Here is a 21,747-nt window from a genome sequence, read left to right as displayed (position 1 = left end):
AGTGTGATCAGCAACAATTTATGCCAGAACCCATAAGAAATCCCTAAACACTGCTCAGCAAATTCATACACCCAAAGGTATTTATTTTTACGGTAAATAACATGTCTTACGAAAGAATAGATAACAAGTAGAGCACCGAATAGCGAATTGTTATAGCCATAATGATAAATCCTGCAGGCAAGCTGTACGACGCAGCTATGCTTCATCGCTTGCTGGCTATGCATAGAAAGACGTCCTGTTAAAATGTTCTCATCTTTTTAAAAGATAGCACATTTGTCGAGATAAATTTTTTCACTCTAATTGACACACCTTTAAAAAGGCACTAAGAAAGAGACATCACCATCCAGCATAAATCATGAATGGCGATGTTCATTAGGAGGAACGCTTTATTCCTGGAAAGAATATAGGGAAGCTTGCCAATCCTGGTGTTTAGAATCTGTCTTAAAAGTAAACACCAATTTGAGCCAATACCGAATCAGCCGACTTACCGGTGCCAACCGTATTAGCATTGCCTCCACTACCGGCAGGCGCCGCACCATTGGCATATTGATTGGTCTTATAATCAATGTCATGCCGATATTCGAGGCTTTCCACGGTATCTTTCCATAAAGAAATGTTAAAAACACCACTAATGCGCTGTGAGGGCAAATTCAAAGCCAGTGCTTCTTTCGACCACTGATACCCTAAAGCCACAGAAGCAGGTTTTTCAAATGCCATAAAGGTAACGCCAGCTTCTAATTGCGCAGCCTGTGGTTTGGCGCCTTTGCCATTGAAACTTAAATCTTGTGTTCTAAATCGCCCAGAAGAACCTACCCATTCAGCCGTTAGATTGTAGCGATCAAAACTTACGTTACCATGAACACCAACACCAGGTACCTTATGAACCGCTTCATTACCATTGGTAACCGAAGAGAATCCTCCAAAGGTAGTTCCCGGCATCGCACCATTAAATTGCATGCCAGTTGAATCATTTAAAGCGCTGATGATACTAGCACCAATTTCACCAGTCGTATCACCATGACCAAAAATATAACCCAAATTAAAACCACCAACACCAGAATTTCCTAGCGTCGTATCACTTTTGAAGGCGTATACAGCAGCAAAAGGACCTGTTTCATGTTGGGATTTATAACCTAAAATGAATGGTCTGGCATTGGTTCGCGCCAATCGCAACGTTAATGGAGAACTAACCATCGCTGAGGAAAAACGGCCAAACGGGACATACAATTGGCCTGCGGTAAAATAATAAGGAGATTGATCCAGGTTACCAATATTGACAAAACCCATATTGAGAAAAAGAGCTGAGTTGTCTACACGCTGTCCCCCACTTTCCGGTGGGGCATCGTCATAGGCAAGAGACATGTAAGCCTCTACTTTTTCATTTAAAGCCGCAGCAATATCCAACTCACTGGATCCTAAATTCAAATCACCAACGGTATTACCAAAAAAGGTATCTCCAAGTGAGCCTACTGGTTCAACTTTTCCACTTAAAGCAATAATGGGCATTTGCGGAATAGGATATCCAATGCGCTGATAAGCTCGATATAACCGCCGACGTTGTTGCATTAACCTAATATCGCGGTTAATACTGGAAATATTCACAATATAATCCGAACCATCAAAAGCAGGACGGCTGCCCAAATAAGGAGAGCTAACCACAGGAGTTCCAGCAATATAAGTGACAACGTGCTCATCCGCTATGAGTGCCGTTGGATAAAATTCCAACGATTCCGGATGTGCGTCCAAGGCATGCACACTCACGGCGCTACTATGAAATGCTTGAGGTGTTTCATGTACGGCATCTGGTGCAGAAAGAGTTTGCGCGGGTTTGGCCTTTTGTTCTTGTTTTTTTATAGGTTGCGCTGGCAAAGAAGCATTTTTTGTTATCACCGGACTTTTTTTCTCCGAAGTCCGTGTTACAAGTTGTTTTTGCAGTCGATCTAGCTGTGCTTGCAACTCACGAGTCTGTTGTTGCAAGCGCTGTACTTCGCGCTGTAGTTGCTCACCATCTGTGGCAGCATGCAAAGAAAACGAACAAGCTGCCATGATCACAATAAGCGCTTTGTGTTTCATACACGGAACTCCTGTTTATTTTTTTTACTTATGGAAAGCGATTATAACGTGCGGAATAAAGACTAGCTAGCAATAAATGATAGAAAAACCAAGACTGGAAAAACTAAGAGAGCAGATTACGTTGATAGTGTACACTATTCCATTTCAATCCAATAAATTGGAATAAAAAACCCACCATAAGGTGGGTTTTTAAATCGCTTTTACTGCAGATTAGACAACGCTGCCAACCCACTTCAGGCCAATGAAAGGACCTTGTAAAGCAAAGTCAGACTCGCCATCACGTGTATTAGCCAAGCTACCACGGTGGTGAACATTGAAGTAATTAACCCACATGTAACCAACGTCTAAACTCAGATCGCCTTGAGCCATAGCGTAGGTGTATTTAGCACCCAATTTAGCTTCCAATTCAGGAACTAGAATTGTGCGGCTGCCGCTTCCTGATAAAGCCAGAACGCCAAGACCAGAAGCACTTGCAGTACCTGAATGGCTAAACTTGCTTGTACCAGTTAACAGAGCACCAGCGCCGTTAGCATAAACAGCCAAGCCATTGCCTACGTCGTAAGACATGTCAGTACCAAGGCGAGGTCCGAAACCATTGAAGGTGTGCTCATCAGAAGCATTGAGTGATGCAGCTACGCCGTCAAAAACAGTACCAGGAACGGTTACAGTGCCTGAACCATTGTGGGTCAGTTCAGTTTTGATACGAACATACTGTACGCCGCCATGGAAGCGAATGTTTTTGAATTGACCAAAATCAACATGCTGACCCAGCTCTAAGTTTACTGCATCCCAACGTGGGGTGATAGAGTTGGTGTAAGAAGCGTCAGTAATATCTATGATTCCCGGGATATCAAGACTAGCGCCACTAACGCTGTGGGTTCTGGTTTTGTTACCCAAATGATACCAGTTCAAGTTCAGATCGTTACCAGTGCTGAAGTGATAAGAACCTTCCAGCTTGAAGCCCCAGCTCCACTCAGGATCACGATCAAAATCACGGGTAACTGTGCCGCTAGCATTTGATACAGTAGCAGTTCTTGAGAAATCCCCAGTATACATTGGCTGAAGATATAAAGCCTGAATACCAACATCCCATGCTGTATTTTCACATGGAACAGTAACGCTGCCTGGTGTGCAGACAGGGCCCATGGTACCAGCAAATACTGCACTGCTACCAAAAGCGAGAACAGCTACGGCTGTTTTTTTCAGATTCAACATACTTTTCTCCACTTTTTTATTATTAATTTCCGTTTTTTCGTCAAGCCACAACTTTGTATTGACTACAGTACGCCATCATCGCTCTAATCCGAAAACGTACTTGGGACGATTATCCAGCCTCAATTTCCCATTGTCAACAGCAATACCAAAAATTCTATATTATTTTTAAAATCATTTGCTTATTATTTTTACAAAGCCAACATTTATTGCTCTAAGTGCTGTTTTGATAATAAGCGAACCTATCAAAAAATTTCTAAAACCACTCCTTATACATACCCCATGTATTTGATACCAATATATGGGCCCTGCAGACCAAAATCAGTATCATCTCCCACCCGGGTAGCCGTCAGAAAACTTTGAGCATCAAAATAATTTTGCCACAAGTAACCAACGTCCAACGTCAAGGCTCCTTGAGCCAGAGCACAAGTGTATTTTGCACCAAGTTTGGCTTCCAGCTCAGGAACAATGATCGTATTGGAACCATTGGAAATTCCTGCCGGGTCTATCACACCAAGCGTTGTTGTATTAAATGTGCTATCGCCAATCAGTAAGGCGCCAGCGGTATTTGCGTAAACCGCAAACCCATTACTCCAGTCATAAGATAGATCCATCCCTACCCGTGGACCAAATCCATTATATTTCGTACGTATGCGTTCGGTAGGCGTGGTGCCTGTAATGTTATCATAATAGTCATTACTGATGCGAGCATATTGGACACCACCATGAAAGCGGATATTTTTAAACTCGCCAAAATCCACATGCTGACCAAATTCCAGATTAACTGCATCCCATTTTGGCTTAAGCTGTGTGCTAAGACTTACAGGAACATCTGCATCGCCTATTAAAACGGTATGATTCGTTGTTTTGCTGTAATGATACCAATTAACATTAATATCATTGCCTGAATTAAAGTGATAAGCTCCTTCCAGTTTAAATCCCCATCCCCAATCAGGATCCAGATCATGCCAATTGGTAACTCCTGCGGCATTTACAAAGTTAGTTAGGTAAACATTCCCTTTATAAGTTGGCTGAAGATACAATGCTTGAATACCAAAATCCCAACCTGAGCGATCACAAGGTATGGTCACACTGCCAGGCGTACAAACAGGTCCCATCGCGCCCGCAAACACCGCACTACTGCCAAAGGCAAGAACAGCAAGGGCTGTTTTCTTCATATTCATCATCCTAAATCTCCGCTAGATTATTGTTTTTCCTTGCAAGCATGCAGGCATTTATGGCTTGGCTGCTCACTATGCTTCAGAGTCGCAGCGAATGGATACAGTCAAACAAAAAAGAATTGCCCACATCCCTATGATTTACCCACAGTTGGGAATTCTTGCGCTCCCTTATTTACAGGAGCGGGAGTACCGATTATTTATGGATGTATTTGAAATGTCAATTTGTTCTTAAATTTCTGACCAGCTTGATAACAAAGCATGCTATCCTACAATATATTTATCACTCTTGGAAAATTGCTTGTGCGTACCCTATCCATATCGCGCCCCGATGATTGGCATGTTCATTTTCGAGACAATGAAGTTCTGCAACATACTGTTTTGGCCACCGCAAAGCACTTTGGCCGTGCTCTAGTGATGCCAAATTTAAAGCCAGCACTCACTTCTTTAGAGGATATTCTTGCCTACCGTCAGCGCATCCTATCTATCCTTACGCATCAGCCATTTACTCCCTACATGACCTTTTATCTTAATGAAGCAGTCAAAGGAGAAGCATTACAGCAAATTAAAAAACACCACCCTTACATACTGGGTGCAAAGCTCTATCCTGCAGGAGCAACCACCAACTCAGAAGAAGGGGTTTCTTCACTGAGTGTCTTATATCCCTTATTGGAATTGATGCAAGCTGAAGATTTAGTCTTACAAATTCATGGCGAAGTAACGTACGGTGATATTTATCAAAGAGAGCGCTTGTTTATTGAAGAAAATCTTAAACCCTTAATAAAAAATTTTCCAAAATTACGTATGGTGCTGGAACATATTTCTACTCGGACAGCCGTTGAATTTGTAACTGAGGCACCAGATACCGTCGCTGCGACCATTACGCCCCATCATTTGATGTTTAACCGTAATCATTTACTGGCTGGAGGTATCAGACCTCATTATTATTGCCTTCCTATATTAAAACACGAACAAGATCAGAAAGCAGTACAACAAGCAGCTGCCAGCGGTAACAGAAAATTTTTTGCTGGTACAGACAGTGCTCCTCACACGCGAGAAAATAAAGAAAGTGCTTGCGGATGCGCTGGTATTTATTCAGCACCATTTGCTATTGCCATGTATGCGCAAATTTTTTCAGGTTTAAACAAGCTGGAAAAACTTAATGCATTTCTCGGGCAATTTGGAGCAGATTTTTATCACTTCCCAGCCACACAGGAATGCATTGAGCTCATTGAACGCCCCCAACTCATCCCGCAGACCTTACCATTTGGTGATAAAGAAGTTGTACCGGTTGCCGCTGGAACAACGCTGCAATGGAGTATTCATGAAGCCGCATAATTCGATGATAAGGAAACAAATAAAAGATCGTTTCAGAGGATTCCTGCCTGTCGTCGTTGATGTAGAAACAGCAGGAATAGACCCGAAAAAAATGCACTTCTTGAAATGTGTGTTGTGTTACTGGATATTGACAACCAGGGACGACTATCCCAGGCAAATACTTTTTTGAGCACATTTTGCCCTTCGATGGAGCAGAACTGGACGTTGAATCTCTGGCATTTACTGGCATTGATCCCTATCAGCCACTACGATTTGCCGTCGATGAAGCCACCGCTCTGCAACGACTATTTCATCCTATTTATAAAGCTTTGAACCAACATCATTGTCAACGAGCAGTGCTGGTTGGTCATAATGCGTGGTTTGACTTGCTTTTCATTAAAGAAGCCGTTAAGCGCACCAATCTCAAATCACCATTTCACGCATTTACTTGTTTTGATACAGCAACACTTGCGGGGCTTGTCTACGGACAAACAGTATTGGCTAAGGCAGTAAAATCAGCAGGCATCCCATTTGATGTTAATGAAGCGCATTCGGCCATTTATGACGCACAAAAAACCGCTGAACTGTTTTGTGCTATTGTAAATTCCTGGGATGAAATAAATGCATCCACAAAGATGCAACCGAATTAATGAAACGTCTGAGCAAGGTATTACTGCATAACATTAACCATTCCCTTTTATTAAAAAGAACTAATATTCTTGCGCAGTAATACCTTTTGCATACCTCTTAAAGAGAACCAGAATGCTCAGAAAGATATTCAGCAACCCCTTGGGGAGAAGCTTTCATGCCTGGCTTTCCTTTTTCCCAACCTGCTGGACAAACTTCGCCATTTGTTTCAAAAAACTGAACCGCATCAATAATACGCAACAATTCATCTATATTTCGGCCAATAGGCAAATCATTTACAATCTGGGAACGAACAACCCCGTTTTTATCAATAACAAAAGCACCGCGAAATGCAACACCTGCTACAGGATGCTCAACCCCATAAGCTTGACAAATGCTATGGGTGACATCAGCCGCCATGGTATATTTTACCGGACCTATACCGCCATCTTTTACTGCCGTATTACGATACGCATTATGAGTAAATTGAGAATCAATCGATACAGCGATGACTTCAACATTGCGACTGACAAAATCATCCATCCGATGATTCAAGGCAATAAGCTCTGAAGGGCAAACAAAGGTAAAATCAAGAGGATAAAAAAATACTAACCCGTATTTGTCCTTTAATGCGTTATGCAAATTAAACTTTTCAACGATTTCGCCTGATCCCAATATTGCCGGAACAGTGAAATCAGGCGCTTTACGACCAACTAAAACACTCATGCTTCATCTCCGTTATCCATCTATTATTAATAGCTAAAACAATAAAATTCGACTTCTTCGAGCGTGCTTGCAATTTTGCTCTACTCTGCCATTTTTTCAAATAAATAAACAGCAGAATAGTGCTATGAATACTCTTTCAACACAATTAATAATCGACGTGTAGAATTCTAGTTATCAGGTTGTAACCGCTTCACGTAAAATTATTTCTAACTCGCCTTGCTCATACATTTCAGCAATAATATCAGAACCACCGATTAACTCGCCTTTCACATATAACTGCGGAAACGTTGGCCAATTGGCGTATTGTGGTAATGTTTGTCGAATGTCAGGATTAGCAAGAACATCTACATAGGCAAAATCGACACCACAAGCATCAATGCATTGTGCAGCGCGGGCTGAGAAGCCGCACTGAGGCATTTTCGGGCTACCTTTCATGTATAGTAATATTGAATTTTCTGCAATTTGCTTTTTAATTTTATCTATCGTGTCCACCGCACACCTGTTTGTTAGTAAAACATTAATACATCGTAATTATGGCGAAAATCAGCACATATCGCAACTCTTACACGATTTTGCTCCACATAATCAACGTTGAAACTGTTTATTAACCTGCTACACTTACCATTCCACGAAAAACAGGAGAATAACATGACGTTTACCTTGCCCTCATTACCTTATGCAAAAAATGCCCTGGCACCGCATATTTCTGAAGAAACACTGGAATATCATTACGGCAAACATCATCAAACTTACGTCAATAATCTAAATAAATTGGTTGAAAATACCGAATTTGCTGCAAAAAGCCTTGAAGATATCATAAAAAAATCTTCAGGCGGTCTGTTTAATAATGCAGCGCAAGTATGGAATCATACCTTTTATTGGCATTGTATGTCTCCAAATGGCGGTGGCGAGCCTTCAGGAAAACTGGCAGACGCCATTAATAAAGCATTTGGGTCTTTTGCCAAATTTAAAGAACAATTTACCAATACCGCTGCAACCACCTTTGGTTCAGGCTGGGCTTGGTTAGTGCAAGACAGTGATGCTCACTTAAAAATTATCAGTACCAGTAATGCCGGGACCCCCATGACTCAAGGCTTGAATGCCATTTTGACTTGCGATGTCTGGGAACATGCCTATTACATTGATTATCGTAATGCTCGGCCAGATTATATCAGCGCCTTTTGGAAGTTGGTCAATTGGGAATTTGCATCCGATAATTTGAAATAACTCAAAAGCAGGCTTTCATCGTTGAACGATAACCAGGAGTTTTCATGGCTCTAGTAACAACCTATAATTCTCTACCTATATCATTTACCCATGGAAATGGTGTCTGGTTATATGATGAGCACGGTAAGGCTTATCTTGATGCCTTCAGCGGGATTGCCGTGTGTGGTCTTGGTCATGCGCACCCGGACGTTACTCAAACTATCCAGGCACAAGCAGCCAAGCTGTTACATACTTCCAACATGGTACAAATTAAAGAGCAGCAGCTTCTTGCCGAAAAGCTGACCGCCATGACGAACATGGAGCAAGTTTTCTTTGGTAATTCCGGGGCAGAAGCCAATGAAGCGGCTATCAAGCTTTCACGGTTGTACGGACATAAAAAAAATATTGAAACGCCCTCCATTATTGTCATGGATGGTGCTTTTCATGGCCGTACCATGGCTACTTTGACCGCTTCTGGAAGTCGAAAAGTTCAAGCAGGCTTTGAACCTCTGGTCCCAGGATTTATTCGGGCGCCATTTAATGATATTGATGCCATACATACTATCGCCGCTAATCGAGAAGATGTCGTTGCTGTCATGATAGAGCCTATCCAGGGAGAAGCTGGTATTTATGTTGCTGATGAAACGTATATGCGCCAATTGGCCAAACTCTGTGAACAACATGAATGGCTGCTCATCCTCGATGAGATCCAAACTGGAAATGGCCGTACAGGAAAATTATTCGCCTGCATGGATTTAGGAGTTCAACCAGACGTATTAACCACCGCAAAAGGGCTGGCAAATGGTATTCCTATTGGCGCGTGCTTAATGAGTAAACGTGCCTGTAATCTTTTTAAACCTGGTAATCATGGGTCTACTTTTGGCGGCGGCCAATTGGCCTGCGCTACTGCCTTGACCGTACTGGAAGTGATTGAACGTGATAAGCTATGTGAAAAAACAGCACACAACAGCCTCATTCTTAAAGACAAATTGATTAAAGAATTAGGAGAACATCCTAGTGTACGTGCCATTCGTGGCAAAGGTTATATGTTGGGCATTGAACTGGACAGGCCCGCCCTTGAGATAAGAAAAATAGGGCTCAATAACGGTCTGGTATTAAATGTAACGGCAGAAACAGTTATTCGTCTACTACCAGCTTTAATCATCAGTGAAGAGGAAATCAATGAACTGGTAGAAAGACTGGTTAAAACCATTAACCAATTTATAGGTGACAAACCCTGATCACAAAAGCCTAAGATCTGTTTACAATTCATTGTACGAAGCGAAAATTTGGGTGATTGCGTATCACTTGCGTTTGAATGAGGCGAACAACAAGCTCTCTAACGAATTCAAACGTAACGTGGCGCCAATCAGACGAATTTGCAGCCATGAAATGAATTGTAAGCAGCCACTAAAGGCGCTGACGTACTATCTCATAAAGGCATACGCCTGCAGCCACTGATACGTTCAGGCTTGATACTGAACCTAACATCGGCAACGAAAATAAAGAATCACAATGTTCGCGTGTTAAACGTCTTAGTCCCTTTCCCTCAGCGCCCATCACTAATGCCACGGGCCTTTGATGATCGAGAGCATAAATGGAGGTCGTTGCTTCACCTGCCGCTCCGTAAATCCATACTCCCTCTTGCTTAAGGGTTTCCAAAACTCTTGCCAAATTTGTCACACGCACAAGGGGCATAAATTCAGCAGCACCACAAGCAACTTTACTGACCACGGGTGTTATATTGGCACTTTTATCTTTAGGTATAATAACAAAATCCACACCTGCCCCATCCGCTGTACGTAAACAAGCCCCTAAATTATGCGGATCCGTCACGCCATCGAGAATCAAGATAAGACAAGGGGATTTACTGGACTTTAGCAAAGGCCCAATATGTCGTTCATTAAATTCGGGCAATTTATCAGCCTTGGCAACAACCCCTTGATGAACAAAATTGCCAAACTGCTGATTCATAGCTTGAGCAGTAAGATACTCAATGAAAATTCCCTGTTGATTTGCCAGAGAAAGCAAATCTTGAATGCGGCTATCAATACGCTCCTGATTCACATATAGTGTTTCTATTCGTCGATGCTGATTAGTCAGCAAGGCAGCAACCGCATGAACGCCATACACAAATTGCTCACTCATCTTCAAACTCATCTTCAATCGGTTCAAAGTCAATTTTACGCTCATCCAAATCCACTCTTGCCACCAATACGCTCATTTTGTCACCCAAACGGTAAACTTGTCCGCCACGCTCACCAACCAATCGGTGTTTAATGGCATCAAATGCATAATAGTCATTTTTTAGTGACGTCACATGCACCAAGCCTTCCACATAAATATCATCCAGCTGAACAAAAATGCCAAAACCAGTTACTGCAGAAATCCTGCCACGGAACACTTGGCCTAATTTATCTTGCATGTATTCACATTTAAGCCATGCCACTACCTCGCGGGTTGCTTCATCTGCACGCCGCTCCGTTGCTGAACAGTGCTTTCCTAGCCGATTCATGTCTTCTTCATTGTACTCAAATTGTTCTATAGCTTTATTATCAAGCAAATGGCCAACAGCACGATGAACTAATAAATCAGGATAACGACGGATAGGAGATGTGAAGTGCGTATAGGCAGAGTAGGCTAAACCAAAATGGCCATCATTGGACTCAATATATTGGGCCTGTTTTAAAGATCTTAACATAACCGTCTCAATTAAATGCTTTTCCGGCTTTCCGCTAATCTGCTCCATGGTACGCTGAAAATCTTTAGGATGCGGCTTTTTCCCTCCTCCCAACTGCAACCCCAACTCCCCCAGGAATTGACGTAAAGCAATTACTTTATCTTCTTCAGGAGCCGCATGCACACGGTAAAGAATAGGAATCTTTGCTTTTTGCAAAAATTTTGCCGTTGCCATGTTGGCAGCCAACATGCATTCCTCAATCAATCGGTGAGCATCATTGCGAATCACAGGAATAATACGCTGAATTTTCCTATGCTCATCAAACAGGATTCGTGTTTCCGTCGTTTCAAAATCAATGGCACCGCGCTGTTTTCGACTGGCATATAGAATGCCATATAAAGCATAAAGCGATTCCAGCATTGGCCATAATGGCGTAAATGCTTCATCGGCAAATCCCTGGGTAATCCATTGATTTACTTGTGTATAAGTTAAACGAGCATGGGAATGAATCACTGCACGATAAAAACGCGAACGGTTTATCTTTCCTGCGGGAGTAATTGCCATTTCAACAACCATGCATAAACGGTCAACCCGTGGATTAAGCGAACAAATACCATTTGACAATGCCTCGGGCAACATGGGAACCACTTTACTTGGAAAATAAACAGAGTTTCCCCGTCGAGCGGCTTCTTCATCCAACGCAGACTCTATTTTTACATAATGACTGACGTCTGCAATAGCCACATAAAGCTGATATCCTCCTTTAGGCTTTGCATAACAATAGACAGCATCATCAAAATCTTTAGCATCTTCACCGTCAATCGTCACAAACGGCAAATGACGCAAATCTATTCTGTTTGCCAATTGCTCCTTGTTAACTTGCATTGGAACACCGACAACATCGGCAGTTACATCATCAGGCCATTCAGAAGGAATTCCATGAGCAAGAATAGCTATCTCAGTTTCCATTCCTGGAGCCATATGTTCGCCCAAAATATGAACAATTCGTCCAACAGCCTGATTTCGGCGGCTTGGATAGGCAACTAATTCTACCAACACAATTTGTCCATTCTTAGCACCGAGAGACATATCAAGCGGAATAGAGATATCCTGGGTCAATCGTTTACTATCAGGAACAACGAAGCCTACGCCATGTTCAGAAAAAAACCGACCGACCACATTGCTGTTAGCATGTTCGATAACCTCATGAATTTTGGCTTCCGGACGACCGCGCCTATCCACCCCAATCTGATAAGCCAGAACAACATCACCATGCATCACCGCCCGCATTTCCTTAGCGGCCAAGATCATATCTTCATCCCCTTTATCCGGGATAAAAAAACCATACCCGTCCGGATGTCCCTGCACTGTACCGCGCTGCAGATTAATTCTCTGTAATAAGCAATATCGCCCACGCCGATCAAGCATCAATTGTCCATCACGCAACATGGCCCGCAAGCGGAACCCAAGCGCCTCCTGTTTGCTTTCTTCTTTCAACTCTAATTTGTTGATCAGCTGATTACGTGTCATTGGCCGACCAAATTCCTCAAATATTTTTATAATTAATTCACGACTGGGAATAGGGTCCGCGTATTTCTCACTCTCCCGTTTTAAAAAAGGATCCATTTTATAAAAGGGAGTTTTCGATTTTTTACTCATGGCTCACCATGTCTTTAATAAAGACTTCAATTACTAAAATTCCGACTTATTGTCGTGGTTCAGGCAGTTCAAATCCACGCCGCCCCAAATAGGCTGTTAAAGCGGATAAGGACATATCCTCGCCAGCCCAATAAGTGGCTTGACTCTGTGGCATAGAAACATCAGACCACTGACAAACAGCTAATACATTGGCGCAAGAAACCTGTTGCTCATGACCAGGTTTTGATTCAATGCAACTCAACTCAAACGATTTATTTTGCACTGCAAGCGCTGACCAATTTCCTGCCTGCAGTCGACTGCTCCAACCAGCACTGGCGCTTGGCTCAGAAACTGGATGGGTAACCCAAAGATCCGTATTGGAAATATTATGAATCATGACTAACGTCGGCTTTGGTGCTGACAACATAACCGTTTCATCATTTACTTTAATAGCCTTGCATCCTGTTGGTAAAATTTCCTCAGCGTTCGCTACCCATGAAATCATAACGAATGTAATCAATAAAAAATATCTCATAACTTGCTCCAAAAAATAAAAAAATATTCAATGAATTACCGAAAAGACAACTATAATTGCATAGGTAACGCAAAGCTTAGCATGAATGAATGCTTGGCAATATCGTTTAAATAGCTTGCCTTTAATATTAAAGAATTTAAGATGATGCGTATTTTTACTTTACGTATTATTTTTGCTACGTTTGCTGCATTATTTTGAAACATGATTCCTTTTATAGGAATCCTTTCCTCTTTTATTTACTTAGGCTTCTTATAATTAAATAATTTGAAGACAATATCATCAAGAATTACAATGGCTCTCAGACGTAAGCCTTGCCCTGACGTCTAATGCAGTGAATGCAATCATCCCAGATGCTGCAGAAAAACTTGCCTGCAAATAAATAATAAATCTTACATAAATTAGGAATGTTATGCACTTTTTAAATTTAGTAACGCAAATTACAACGCTGCAACACGATTGCATTATTGCTTGGAAAAAAAATGACATTAAGCTGACTCAAGAAGGCATTTTAAGATTTGTAGAAGAAAATCATGCTTTTAACTATCAACTTTGGCATGCTGAAGATCGCGCGCGACGAGACGATATGGGATTTGAGTTTGTCTATCGCGCTAAACGTGAAATTGATCATTATAATCAACAACGTAATAATCGCATGGAAGCCATGGATGAATGGATATTTAATCAATTGCGACCCTCTCAGGCTCCCCATTGTCCAGTTCACTCTGAAACACCGGGGATGATGATTGACCGATTATCGATTCTAGCCTTAAAAACTTATCACATGAAACTGCAAACCCAACGAACGGATGTGGAAGAATCGCATCGGCAAACCTGTCTCGCCAAATTAGCCGTTATTGAAGAACAGAAGCTGCAATTACAAGCCTGCCTAACCCAGCTTTTTGATGAAATTCTCAAGCAAACAAGAACGTTTAAAATCTATCATCAATTTAAAATGTACAATGATCCTAAACTAAATCCGGAATTATACCAGAGTAAGGCTTAGGAACAGGTTTTTGTAGTTTTGGTAAGTCATCAGCGCTAGCCGAGCGAGGGAAGGAAGAAGGTTGAAAGAAGCGGAGCCATTGGCCGGAAGAGGAAGCAGGAGGAGTTGAAGCAGGGCGTTTAATGGGCGGCTGCGCAACCTTCTTGCTAGGCCTCTCAGCATCCCCAGTCCCCCTTTCTGCTGAAGGTTGACTGGTGGCCCGGATCTCCATCGGTTCCTCTCGCGAAACGTCACTCCGCTTAACTTTTTTCTCTTTTGGCGGCGCGCTATCAAGGGATGGACGACCAAAACCGCGTGCATGCGCCCTGAGTGCCAATGCCGAAGAATATACCACGGCGCTTGCAGCCGCCAAGCCCAGCATAATTGGGGTATCATGATAATGACCTTGCTCATCAGCCTCTTGCCAGGAATTAAATGTATAATCTATGGATTTTTGCCCTTTGGATACCCCGGAGAAAAATGAGCGAATGACTTCAAACCATTCTTGAAAGAAAAACTGGGGTGAGGGATCAACCACCATGCCACCTAAAATGGCTTCTTCAACCTCATCAGGCTGCAACTCACGGGCTTCTTTTTTATGATCCTTGATTCGCTTTAATAATTCAGATAATTTTTCCGGTGGCTTATTTTCATGCTCCTCTTGCTTACAGCGATGCATGTAGGTGGCATGCAAGGAATGCGCCACGAATCCAATCAAACACGCCAGTCCCGCAAACACCGCAACCATAAGCAACAGTGGGGGGAAAGGCGCAAAAGTCAGGGTATATATCGTAGCAACAGCAAACAGAAGGCTTGCAATAGCACCATAAGCAGCCAAACCACTTTTTAGTCCATCCAGCGCTGATGATGTATATGACAGCGTCACTTGGGAGCGTAAAAAATTCCGTTTTTGCTCAAATTCTTTTATTTTACTTTCCAAAGACTGTAATATTTCTTTTTGATGGCTTTGTAAATCTTCATACGGAGGGGCAAGACGAGGATCGGAAATTTGCTGTAACTGATTAAATAACGCTTCTAGCTCTTTACCACAAAGAGCCAGTTCAATCTTTGCCTGACTAGCTACTAATTTGCGCTGATAATCGTATTCTTCATAAACACGAGTAATGATGCAAGTTAATGTGAAAATCACACAGAAAACAGCCATTGTCACAAAAACAGGCGGCGCTAAAGTGGCCAGTCCCATAATGCCCATGTAAAGATACAGGCCGTCTATAATTCCACTATACGCTTGAGAAAGTAGTCCTTTGATTTTTTCAGAAGGCGTTTGTTTGGCAATTCTTTTTCTAAATTCAGCACATTGCTGCTCAGTGAGATTGGTTTCTGCTTGAATTTCTGCTAATAATTCCGCATTTTCCTTCATCATTACCTTGCGGCGATCTTTCATACTTCGGTACCAAATACGGTTAAATACCGAAAGAATGCCAAGCACGAGGCCGACGGGAACTATCAAATAATTTAAATCTTGACCAGCAAATATGCTGGCTACCATCATGGTACTGCGAACCCCTTTATAAGCATTTTTCAAGCCTTTCAACGTATCACGAAAATAAGGCCAAAGCGTTGCGACATAACGCTTGAATGCATTTTTATCTTTTTCATTAAAAACATTGGCAAGCAGAGAAAAACCAATTAAGGTTATGGCCCCGGTGGCAGCAACTAGCGCACCACCTGGAGTCGTCATCCAGTCATGCATTAAATCGGAAGAATTCACACCGTTATTGGTGCAGAGCAAATCAAAACTGTATTTGATCGTACTGTAAGAAAGACTTAAACCATCTAACGCGCCATATAAAGCATAAATATACCCTGCTTTATGTAATCTTTCAGCCAATGAACGCTTACGAGCACTTGACCTTTTTACAGGCACCGTAGTCTTGTCAGGACTATCCATTTCCCTTATAAATGTGGTCGATTCATGCTCTTTCGTCATGGGGATCGTTGGAAGGGGCTAAGATGGTGCAGATTGTACCCTGTCATGTACTAAATGACAAGTATGACTTCAAAATGACCTAAATTGTTACAAAAACATTTAGCCCATCAACAATCATATCACATGAGAACCTAAAAATAAAAAATTTTTCATTGCCCAAACAGAAAAATAACCTCTTCATAGCATGAATACTGTGCCCCGGAAAACAAACCATGCTAGGATTATGGCCTATTGCGTTTTAATATCTTTGGGAGACTAAATGCGGTTTTCAGTTTTTATTTTTTTTTCTGGATATTGTTAATTGGGCACGTTATGGCAAGTAATGAAAAAACGATTTACGGCTATATTGAAAAAGCTACTCTGGTTAGTGAGAATCTGACCCTGTCAGCCAAGCTTGATACTGGGGCCAAATCTGCCTCCCTAAATGCAACCCACATCAGTAAAATCGAAATAGACGGAAAACCTTATTTAAGATTTATTGTACCAAGTAAAGAAGGCGATATAATATTCAAATGCGAATATGCCGGCGATGTCAATATCAAAGCGCGGGTAGGTGAACGACATGCAGAGCCACTGCTACGACAAGCCATTAAGCGTCCAGTAGTATTAATGAAGATTAAAATTGCCAATAAAGAACGTCTTATTCGTGTTAATCTGACAAATCGTAAACATTTTACTTATCCTCTCCTGTTAGGCAGGGAAGCAATCATTGCTTTTGATGGCATTATCGATCCCAGTTTGACATACACGATTAAAACCAAACCTATGGATACAGAATGAATTCCAATAAACGCCATCTCTATGGATTAATTATCCTATTATTTTTAGTCAGTATAAGCATTTTTTTCTATCGTCATTTTATTCTTGATGTTCCATTAACAGAAACAGAAAGTGTTAATAGCTGGATGGTCGAAGCCAATCTTCGTTTTATTGCCGAAAAAAACAGACCGGTTAAGGCAAGCTTTACCATTCCCTATATGCCTCCTAATTTCACGATTTTAGATGAATATTTTGTCTCCCAAAACTATGGCGTTACGACCAATTTAAGTGGTTACAATCGTCGGGTAGTTTGGTCGCTCAGACGTGGTAACGGGCCACAATCACTTTATTACCGCACCATTTTGCGAGAAACAGGGAATATGGAAACCCATCTCTCAAAACCCATCGCCATGTTACCCAAAACAGAAATACTGCCTGAAAATCAGAAGACTGCCATAGACACCATTATAGACAAAGCCAGACAATCTTCTGCTGATATTCAAACATTTGCACAAAGCGCGGTAAAAGAACTTAATAAAAAAGATGGCAATGCTAAATTATTAGTCGGCAATGAATTCAATGATGAAAAAGTAGTCGCTGCTGCAATTACCTTGCTAAATCAGGCCAAAATTTATGCCATCCCAGTACAAGGCCTCATGCTAAGTCACCAAAATAAAGCCGATTTTGTCCTTTATCTTGCTATTTTCAATGAAAACGATTGGATATATATTAATCCTCGCACAGGAGATGCCGGTTTACCTAAGAATTTTCTGGTGTGGCAATATGGCAATGAAGCCATGTTTCAAGTTGCCGGTGGCAAAAAACCCCTATTCACCGTTACCGTCTCTCTAACCCCCATGAATGCACTCACCATAGCCAAAGCACGAGGATTACAAACGGAATCCGAGTTGTTACGGTTTTCTTTATTACAGCTTCCAGTCAATGCCCAGGAAACTTATAAAATCCTGCTAACTGTGCCTATTGGCGCCTTTATTATTCTGATATTACGCAATTTTGTAGGTTTAAGTACATTTGGCACATTCATGCCCGTCCTAATTGCTCTTGCTTTCCGTGAAACCCATGTTATATGGGGCATTACCTTATTCACCCTGATTGTTTCTTTCGGATTGCTGGCACGTTTTTATCTGGATCAATTGCGTCTTCTGCTTGTGCCACGGTTAACCGCCATTTTAACCATTGTCATTCTCATGATGCTTTTCATCAGTATATTAAGCCAAAATCTGGGATTCGACAGTGGCTTATCTGTGGCTCTCTTCCCTATGGTTATTTTGACCATGACCATTGAGCGCATGTGCATTGTATGGGATGAACGCGGCGCTTATGAAGCCATTAAATCCGGAGTCGGTAGTATGATAGCGGCGGTGATTTGCTTTGGGGCGATGAATTACGCACCATTACAATATCTTGTTTTCGCCTTCCCCGAGCTGTTATTGCTATTATTGGCATGTGTCTTATGGTTCGGCCAATATCGCGGTTACAGACTCTTTGAGTTGTTTCGATTTAAAGCATTGGCAGGGCCGAAATAATGTGGAATCTGTATCATCGTCTACGTCGACGCGGCGTTTTAAGTATTAATCAGCGCAACAGCGACTTTGTATTACGCTATAACAAGCGCAAATTTTATCCCTTGGTTGATGATAAATTAAAAACTAAACAATTAGCATTGCAAGCAGGTATTGCTGTTCCTCCTCTTTATCAAATCATTGACACAGAACACCAACTTAAGAAACTGGATGCATTACTGGAGCCTTACCAGGATTTTGTTATCAAACCAGCCCGGGGAGCTGGCGGAGATGGGATCATTGTAATTGTCAATCGTGTTCTTGGCCGTTATCGACAAATCAATGGCAAATTACTCACTTCACAGGAATTAAACTATCATCTCTCTTGTCTGCTATCGGGTGCCTACAGTCTAGGAGGCCACCCCGATTATGCCATTATTGAACATCGTGTCATTGTGGATCCGATTTTTGCTGAAGTAAGCTACGAAGGCGTTCCAGACATTCGCGTCATCACCTTGCTTGGCTATCCGGCCATCGCCATGCTACGTCTACCCACCCGTCAATCAGACGGAAAAGCAAACTTGCACCAGGGAGCCATAGGTACAGGCATTAATCTGGCTACCGGTATAACTTTCGGTGGTGTATTCCATAATGATCTTGTTGATTATCATCCTGACACATTAAATTCCATCAATGGCATTCAGATTCCTTATTGGGACAAGATATTGGAAATTGCTGCCAGTGCTTATGAATTAACAGGTTTGGGCTATTTAGGGGTTGATATTGTTCTGGATGAAAAGCATGGGCCATTGATGTTGGAATTAAATGCCCGCCCCGGCTTAAACATTCAGATAGCCAACCGTGACGGAGCACTTCATCGTTATCGAATGATTGAAACACACGTCGCAGCGCTTAAGGAAAAAGAATCCGTTGCAGCGAGAGTTGAATTTAGCAAACAACAATTTGCCGGATAACATATGGTTCGGCCTTTAATAGGCCAAACCGTGGATGTCTTAGCATTTATGAACGTAAATCTCGAATACGCTGCGCCTCGATGGCCAGGCTTTTAAAATAATCATAAGACATATAAAAATCGCCTTTATTACCTATGTCCGCACCCCAGGAATTACGCAAGGTTAATAAACCACGATGGGTACGTCCATGGTTATCAATGGCGACAGCATTATCATCATAACCAGTAATGATCATTTCATGACCGGCAAAATCCGCTTCATTTTCGAGATCATGCATAATTTCAGGAGTTAATACCCAGGTATCATTAACAGTCTTATGCTTACCCACTGCGCCAACTACACCCAAATTATAATCAACCAGCAGCACACCAAAGGTCACCCGTTCTCCGCCGTGTAAAGCCAACTTAATATCATTTAAGATCTTGGAAGTATCCGTTTCTTTTAAAACAGCTTGATAAATATCCAACATGGGAGACCAGCCAAAACCTTCCTGAGATAGATCTTCACTGAGTTGATGATAATCTGATAATGACATTTCGGTATCAGGATCCGCTCCATAGGAAGGATAATCAGTAAACCCTCCACAGCCGTAAGTTTTCTGTTGTTCCTTATTTACAACACCAAATATTTCCATTTGATTCAAGACGATACGACCAAGCGATCCATCCCATCCACTGGGACTATAAGCATTATTTTCCAAATAGCGGCCCAATTGCAATTGGCACAATTGACTGATGTAATCACCTTTACCCAAGGCAGCATCAACGGCAGCCGTATTTGCAAACGTTGCACACGTTCCATGACTCCCTTGATCCATCACTGGAACATTATTCATTCCCAGTTGCACCTGCCCAGGAAATTTTTCTGAAACCGCCCATTGCGTATTTATACTAGCTGAATGCTTTGCCCGGTTACGAAACGTCTGTTGAGCCTTATCAGATAATTGTAATTTTAATAAAGTAATCTGTTTTACGGCAGGCTGGATGTTTGACTCCGTGCGCAGCAATGAGCGACTATACACGTTTGGAAGAGGAATGGATTGTTTTACATGACCAACAATTTCTATATCTTGAGCAAACACACCACCACTGATAAACAACATCAATAAATATAACCGGGACAACTTCATAAAATGCCTCTCACCTAAGAATCCATGAGTGCACAGGATAACAAATGCATTAATTTTAGGCAATTAAAAACCTTGTCCGGCAGCTTGCTCAATAAAAAATCTTTTTACCATCGGGATCGTATTACAGGCGCTTAATCCGGCACCACGTAAACGTTTGACAGGCGACAAAGGATTTGCAAATAACGCTTTTAATGCCTCCATAATCCCTATAATTTGCCAAACAGCATGTTTGCGTCGACGCTGATAAGCACCGAGAGTTTTCTCAGCCCACATAGGTGATTTAGATTGATCAATGATGTCAAGCCAGGCCGATACATCGGCCAATCCCACATTAAGACCAAGACCCGCCAATGGATGAATGGTATGAGCAGCATCCCCCATTAACATCCAGCGCACACCATGATATTGGCTTGCATGGCGCATGTATAAAGGAAACTGATGACGCTTACTCACCAACTGGCTTAATCCGAGTTTTGCCGAAAACGCGGCGGTAATTTTTTGATTAAATTCAGATTCACTCATCGCCATTAAAGCTTCTGCATGGGCAGGTGTCGTAGACCAGACAATAGAGCACTGTTGAGGATCGCTTAATGGTAAAAAAGCTAATGGTCCATCTGAATTAAACACTTGATACGCTGTGGCTTGATGAGGCTTTTCAGTCTGCACCGTGCCTACAATAGCATGCTGATGGTAAGGCCAGCTCGTCATTACAACCCCTAGCAATTGCCGTGTTGCCGAGGTAGCCCCATCAGCCACCATCAACAGTCTGGAATACCAAGAACCGGCAGAACTACTAACTTGTACTTGTTCAAGCCCGGTTTGGACATGATTTACCCGACTTTGAGGAAATAGCATAATTCCCAGTTGTGATGCTCGCTGCAGCAATGCCTGCCTCATGATTGCTTCTTCAAGAATCACACCCAACTGACTAGTACCAATTAAACGCGCATCAAAATCAATACAGGCACCGTTGGCCGCATCCCATACATGCATGTGGCGGTATGGTGAAATACGTGCTTTATCTAATTGCGACCAAACATCCAGCGCTTGTAATAAAGATTGAGAAGCCTGATTAATCGCATATACCCGTGTGTCGGAAACAGCCACATCCATTGTTAAAGAGCCAGCATCAATCACTGCAACCTTATAATTGCGCTGACTCATAGCAATAGCAGCACTAAGACCAACGATTCCGCCGCCAATGATCATGACATCAAACATTTCACGCATCGGAACT

18 protein-coding genes and 1 pseudogene are annotated in these 21,747 nt (G+C 42.1%); 8 read left to right on the top strand and 11 right to left on the bottom strand.

Annotated features, from left to right (window positions below; all coding sequences use genetic code 11):
* Window positions 1-441: 441 nt before the first annotated feature.
* The 3 genes from LOA_RS00490 to LOA_RS00480 all read right to left on the bottom strand — a co-directional run bounded on the left by LOA_RS00490 (window position 442) and on the right by LOA_RS00480 (window position 4,472).
* On the bottom strand, window positions 442-2,073 hold the full coding sequence (locus LOA_RS00490) for an LbtU family siderophore porin (protein ID WP_025384686.1): 1,632 nt from the start codon (window positions 2,071-2,073) through the stop codon (window positions 442-444).
* Window positions 2,074-2,283: 210 nt separating this feature from the next.
* Window positions 2,284-3,288 carry an Lpg1974 family pore-forming outer membrane protein gene (locus LOA_RS00485; protein WP_025384685.1) on the bottom strand — a complete coding sequence of 335 codons (1,005 nt, stop codon included), beginning with the start codon at window positions 3,286-3,288 and terminating at the stop codon, window positions 2,284-2,286.
* Window positions 3,289-3,554: 266 nt separating this feature from the next.
* Window positions 3,555-4,472 (bottom strand): Lpg1974 family pore-forming outer membrane protein, encoded by a 918-nt coding sequence (locus LOA_RS00480; RefSeq protein WP_025384684.1) that lies wholly within the window; start codon window positions 4,470-4,472, stop codon window positions 3,555-3,557.
* A 294-nt stretch (window positions 4,473-4,766) separates the two neighbouring features.
* On the opposite strand from LOA_RS00480, the gene pyrC reads away from it, so the two are divergent.
* On the top strand, window positions 4,767-5,801 hold the full coding sequence (gene pyrC / locus LOA_RS00475; protein WP_025384683.1) for a dihydroorotase: 1,035 nt from the start codon (window positions 4,767-4,769) through the stop codon (window positions 5,799-5,801).
* Window positions 5,788-6,430: pseudogene (gene rnt, locus LOA_RS00470) on the top strand (ribonuclease T). The gene pyrC and the pseudogene rnt overlap by 14 nt, the downstream one beginning before the upstream one ends.
* A gap of 97 nt (window positions 6,431-6,527) precedes the next feature.
* On the opposite strand, the gene LOA_RS00465 reads toward rnt, so the two are convergent.
* Both LOA_RS00465 and grxD read right to left on the bottom strand, forming a co-directional pair.
* Window positions 6,528-7,133 carry a peroxiredoxin gene (locus LOA_RS00465; protein WP_025384682.1) on the bottom strand — a complete coding sequence of 202 codons (606 nt, stop codon included), beginning with the start codon at window positions 7,131-7,133 and terminating at the stop codon, window positions 6,528-6,530.
* A gap of 174 nt (window positions 7,134-7,307) precedes the next feature.
* On the bottom strand, window positions 7,308-7,625 hold the full coding sequence (grxD, locus tag LOA_RS00460) for a Grx4 family monothiol glutaredoxin (protein ID WP_025384681.1): 318 nt from the start codon (window positions 7,623-7,625) through the stop codon (window positions 7,308-7,310).
* Between the two features lie 156 nt (window positions 7,626-7,781).
* Here grxD and LOA_RS00455 point away from each other — a divergent pair, with 156 nt between their 5' ends.
* Both LOA_RS00455 and LOA_RS00450 read left to right on the top strand, forming a co-directional pair.
* On the top strand, window positions 7,782-8,360 hold the full coding sequence (locus LOA_RS00455) for a superoxide dismutase (RefSeq protein WP_025384680.1): 579 nt from the start codon (window positions 7,782-7,784) through the stop codon (window positions 8,358-8,360).
* A 44-nt stretch (window positions 8,361-8,404) separates the two neighbouring features.
* A complete protein-coding gene (locus LOA_RS00450; RefSeq protein ID WP_025384679.1) occupies window positions 8,405-9,580 on the top strand; it encodes an aspartate aminotransferase family protein in 1,176 nt (391 codons plus the stop codon).
* Between the two features lie 169 nt (window positions 9,581-9,749).
* Here LOA_RS00450 and rlmB read toward each other — a convergent pair whose 3' ends face one another.
* The 3 genes from rlmB to LOA_RS00435 are packed head-to-tail and all read right to left on the bottom strand — an operon-like array spanning window position 9,750 to window position 13,192.
* Window positions 9,750-10,487 carry a 23S rRNA (guanosine(2251)-2'-O)-methyltransferase RlmB gene (gene rlmB / locus LOA_RS00445; RefSeq protein ID WP_025384678.1) on the bottom strand — a complete coding sequence of 246 codons (738 nt, stop codon included), beginning with the start codon at window positions 10,485-10,487 and terminating at the stop codon, window positions 9,750-9,752.
* Window positions 10,480-12,678, bottom strand: a complete 2,199-nt coding sequence (gene rnr, locus LOA_RS00440) for a ribonuclease R (RefSeq protein ID WP_025384677.1) — start codon at window positions 12,676-12,678, stop codon at window positions 10,480-10,482. The genes rlmB and rnr overlap by 8 nt, the downstream gene beginning before the upstream one ends.
* A 46-nt stretch (window positions 12,679-12,724) precedes the next feature.
* Entirely contained in the window at window positions 12,725-13,192 is a 468-nt protein-coding gene (locus LOA_RS00435; RefSeq protein ID WP_025384676.1) for a hypothetical protein, read from the bottom strand.
* A gap of 409 nt (window positions 13,193-13,601) precedes the next feature.
* Between LOA_RS00435 and LOA_RS00430 the strand changes: the two genes are divergently transcribed.
* Window positions 13,602-14,195 carry a DUF4254 domain-containing protein gene (locus LOA_RS00430; protein ID WP_025384675.1) on the top strand — a complete coding sequence of 198 codons (594 nt, stop codon included), beginning with the start codon at window positions 13,602-13,604 and terminating at the stop codon, window positions 14,193-14,195.
* Here LOA_RS00430 and LOA_RS00425 read toward each other — a convergent pair.
* Window positions 14,158-16,125: an AAA family ATPase gene (locus LOA_RS00425; protein WP_147370099.1), complete on the bottom strand. Its 1,968-nt coding sequence runs from the start codon at window positions 16,123-16,125 to the stop codon at window positions 14,158-14,160. The genes LOA_RS00430 and LOA_RS00425 overlap by 38 nt on opposite strands.
* 312 nt (window positions 16,126-16,437) lie before the next feature.
* On the opposite strand from LOA_RS00425, the gene LOA_RS00420 reads away from it, so the two are divergent.
* The 3 genes from LOA_RS00420 to LOA_RS00410 are packed head-to-tail and all read left to right on the top strand — an operon-like array spanning window position 16,438 to window position 19,381.
* Window positions 16,438-16,905: an ATP-dependent zinc protease family protein gene (locus tag LOA_RS00420; RefSeq protein WP_025384673.1), complete on the top strand. Its 468-nt coding sequence runs from the start codon at window positions 16,438-16,440 to the stop codon at window positions 16,903-16,905.
* Entirely contained in the window at window positions 16,902-18,431 is a 1,530-nt protein-coding gene (locus tag LOA_RS00415; RefSeq protein ID WP_025384672.1) for an inactive transglutaminase family protein, read from the top strand. Before LOA_RS00420 ends, LOA_RS00415 begins: the two co-directional genes overlap by 4 nt.
* Window positions 18,431-19,381 carry an alpha-L-glutamate ligase-like protein gene (locus tag LOA_RS00410; RefSeq protein WP_025384671.1) on the top strand — a complete coding sequence of 317 codons (951 nt, stop codon included), beginning with the start codon at window positions 18,431-18,433 and terminating at the stop codon, window positions 19,379-19,381. Before LOA_RS00415 ends, LOA_RS00410 begins: the two co-directional genes overlap by 1 nt.
* Window positions 19,382-19,427: 46 nt before the next feature.
* Here LOA_RS00410 and LOA_RS00405 read toward each other — a convergent pair whose 3' ends face one another.
* On the bottom strand, window positions 19,428-20,510 hold the full coding sequence (locus LOA_RS00405; RefSeq protein ID WP_025384670.1) for a C1 family peptidase: 1,083 nt from the start codon (window positions 20,508-20,510) through the stop codon (window positions 19,428-19,430).
* A gap of 63 nt (window positions 20,511-20,573) precedes the next feature.
* Window positions 20,574-21,740 carry an FAD-dependent oxidoreductase gene (locus LOA_RS00400; protein ID WP_025384669.1) on the bottom strand — a complete coding sequence of 389 codons (1,167 nt, stop codon included), beginning with the start codon at window positions 21,738-21,740 and terminating at the stop codon, window positions 20,574-20,576.
* Window positions 21,741-21,747: the final 7 nt, after the last annotated feature.

It is taken from the genome of Legionella oakridgensis ATCC 33761 = DSM 21215, from assembly GCF_000512355.1.
In the GTDB taxonomy this organism is placed as follows: Bacteria; Pseudomonadota; Gammaproteobacteria; order Legionellales; family Legionellaceae; genus Legionella_A; species Legionella_A oakridgensis.
This window is presented reverse-complemented; position numbering and strand designations above follow the sequence as displayed.

Coding starts and splice junctions, on each gene's coding strand:
- LOA_RS00490 (WP_025384686.1), bottom strand. CDS start 2,073: ATGAAACACAAAGCGCTTATTGTGATCATGGCAGCTTGTTCGTTTTCT.
- LOA_RS00485 (WP_025384685.1), bottom strand. CDS start 3,288: ATGTTGAATCTGAAAAAAACAGCCGTAGCTGTTCTCGCTTTTGGTAGC.
- LOA_RS00480 (WP_025384684.1), bottom strand. CDS start 4,472: ATGATGAATATGAAGAAAACAGCCCTTGCTGTTCTTGCCTTTGGCAGT.
- LOA_RS00465 (WP_025384682.1), bottom strand. CDS start 7,133: ATGAGTGTTTTAGTTGGTCGTAAAGCGCCTGATTTCACTGTTCCGGCA.
- LOA_RS00455 (WP_025384680.1), top strand. CDS start 7,782: ATGACGTTTACCTTGCCCTCATTACCTTATGCAAAAAATGCCCTGGCA.
- LOA_RS00450 (WP_025384679.1), top strand. CDS start 8,405: ATGGCTCTAGTAACAACCTATAATTCTCTACCTATATCATTTACCCAT.
- rlmB (WP_025384678.1), bottom strand. CDS start 10,487: ATGAGTGAGCAATTTGTGTATGGCGTTCATGCGGTTGCTGCCTTGCTG.
- rnr (WP_025384677.1), bottom strand. CDS start 12,678: ATGAGTAAAAAATCGAAAACTCCCTTTTATAAAATGGATCCTTTTTTA.
- LOA_RS00435 (WP_025384676.1), bottom strand. CDS start 13,192: ATGAGATATTTTTTATTGATTACATTCGTTATGATTTCATGGGTAGCG.
- LOA_RS00430 (WP_025384675.1), top strand. CDS start 13,602: ATGCACTTTTTAAATTTAGTAACGCAAATTACAACGCTGCAACACGAT.
- LOA_RS00425 (WP_147370099.1), bottom strand. CDS start 16,125: ATGACGAAAGAGCATGAATCGACCACATTTATAAGGGAAATGGATAGT.
- LOA_RS00420 (WP_025384673.1), top strand. CDS start 16,438: ATGGCAAGTAATGAAAAAACGATTTACGGCTATATTGAAAAAGCTACT.
- LOA_RS00415 (WP_025384672.1), top strand. CDS start 16,902: ATGAATTCCAATAAACGCCATCTCTATGGATTAATTATCCTATTATTT.
- LOA_RS00410 (WP_025384671.1), top strand. CDS start 18,431: ATGTGGAATCTGTATCATCGTCTACGTCGACGCGGCGTTTTAAGTATT.
- LOA_RS00405 (WP_025384670.1), bottom strand. CDS start 20,510: ATGAAGTTGTCCCGGTTATATTTATTGATGTTGTTTATCAGTGGTGGT.
- LOA_RS00400 (WP_025384669.1), bottom strand. CDS start 21,740: ATGCGTGAAATGTTTGATGTCATGATCATTGGCGGCGGAATCGTTGGT.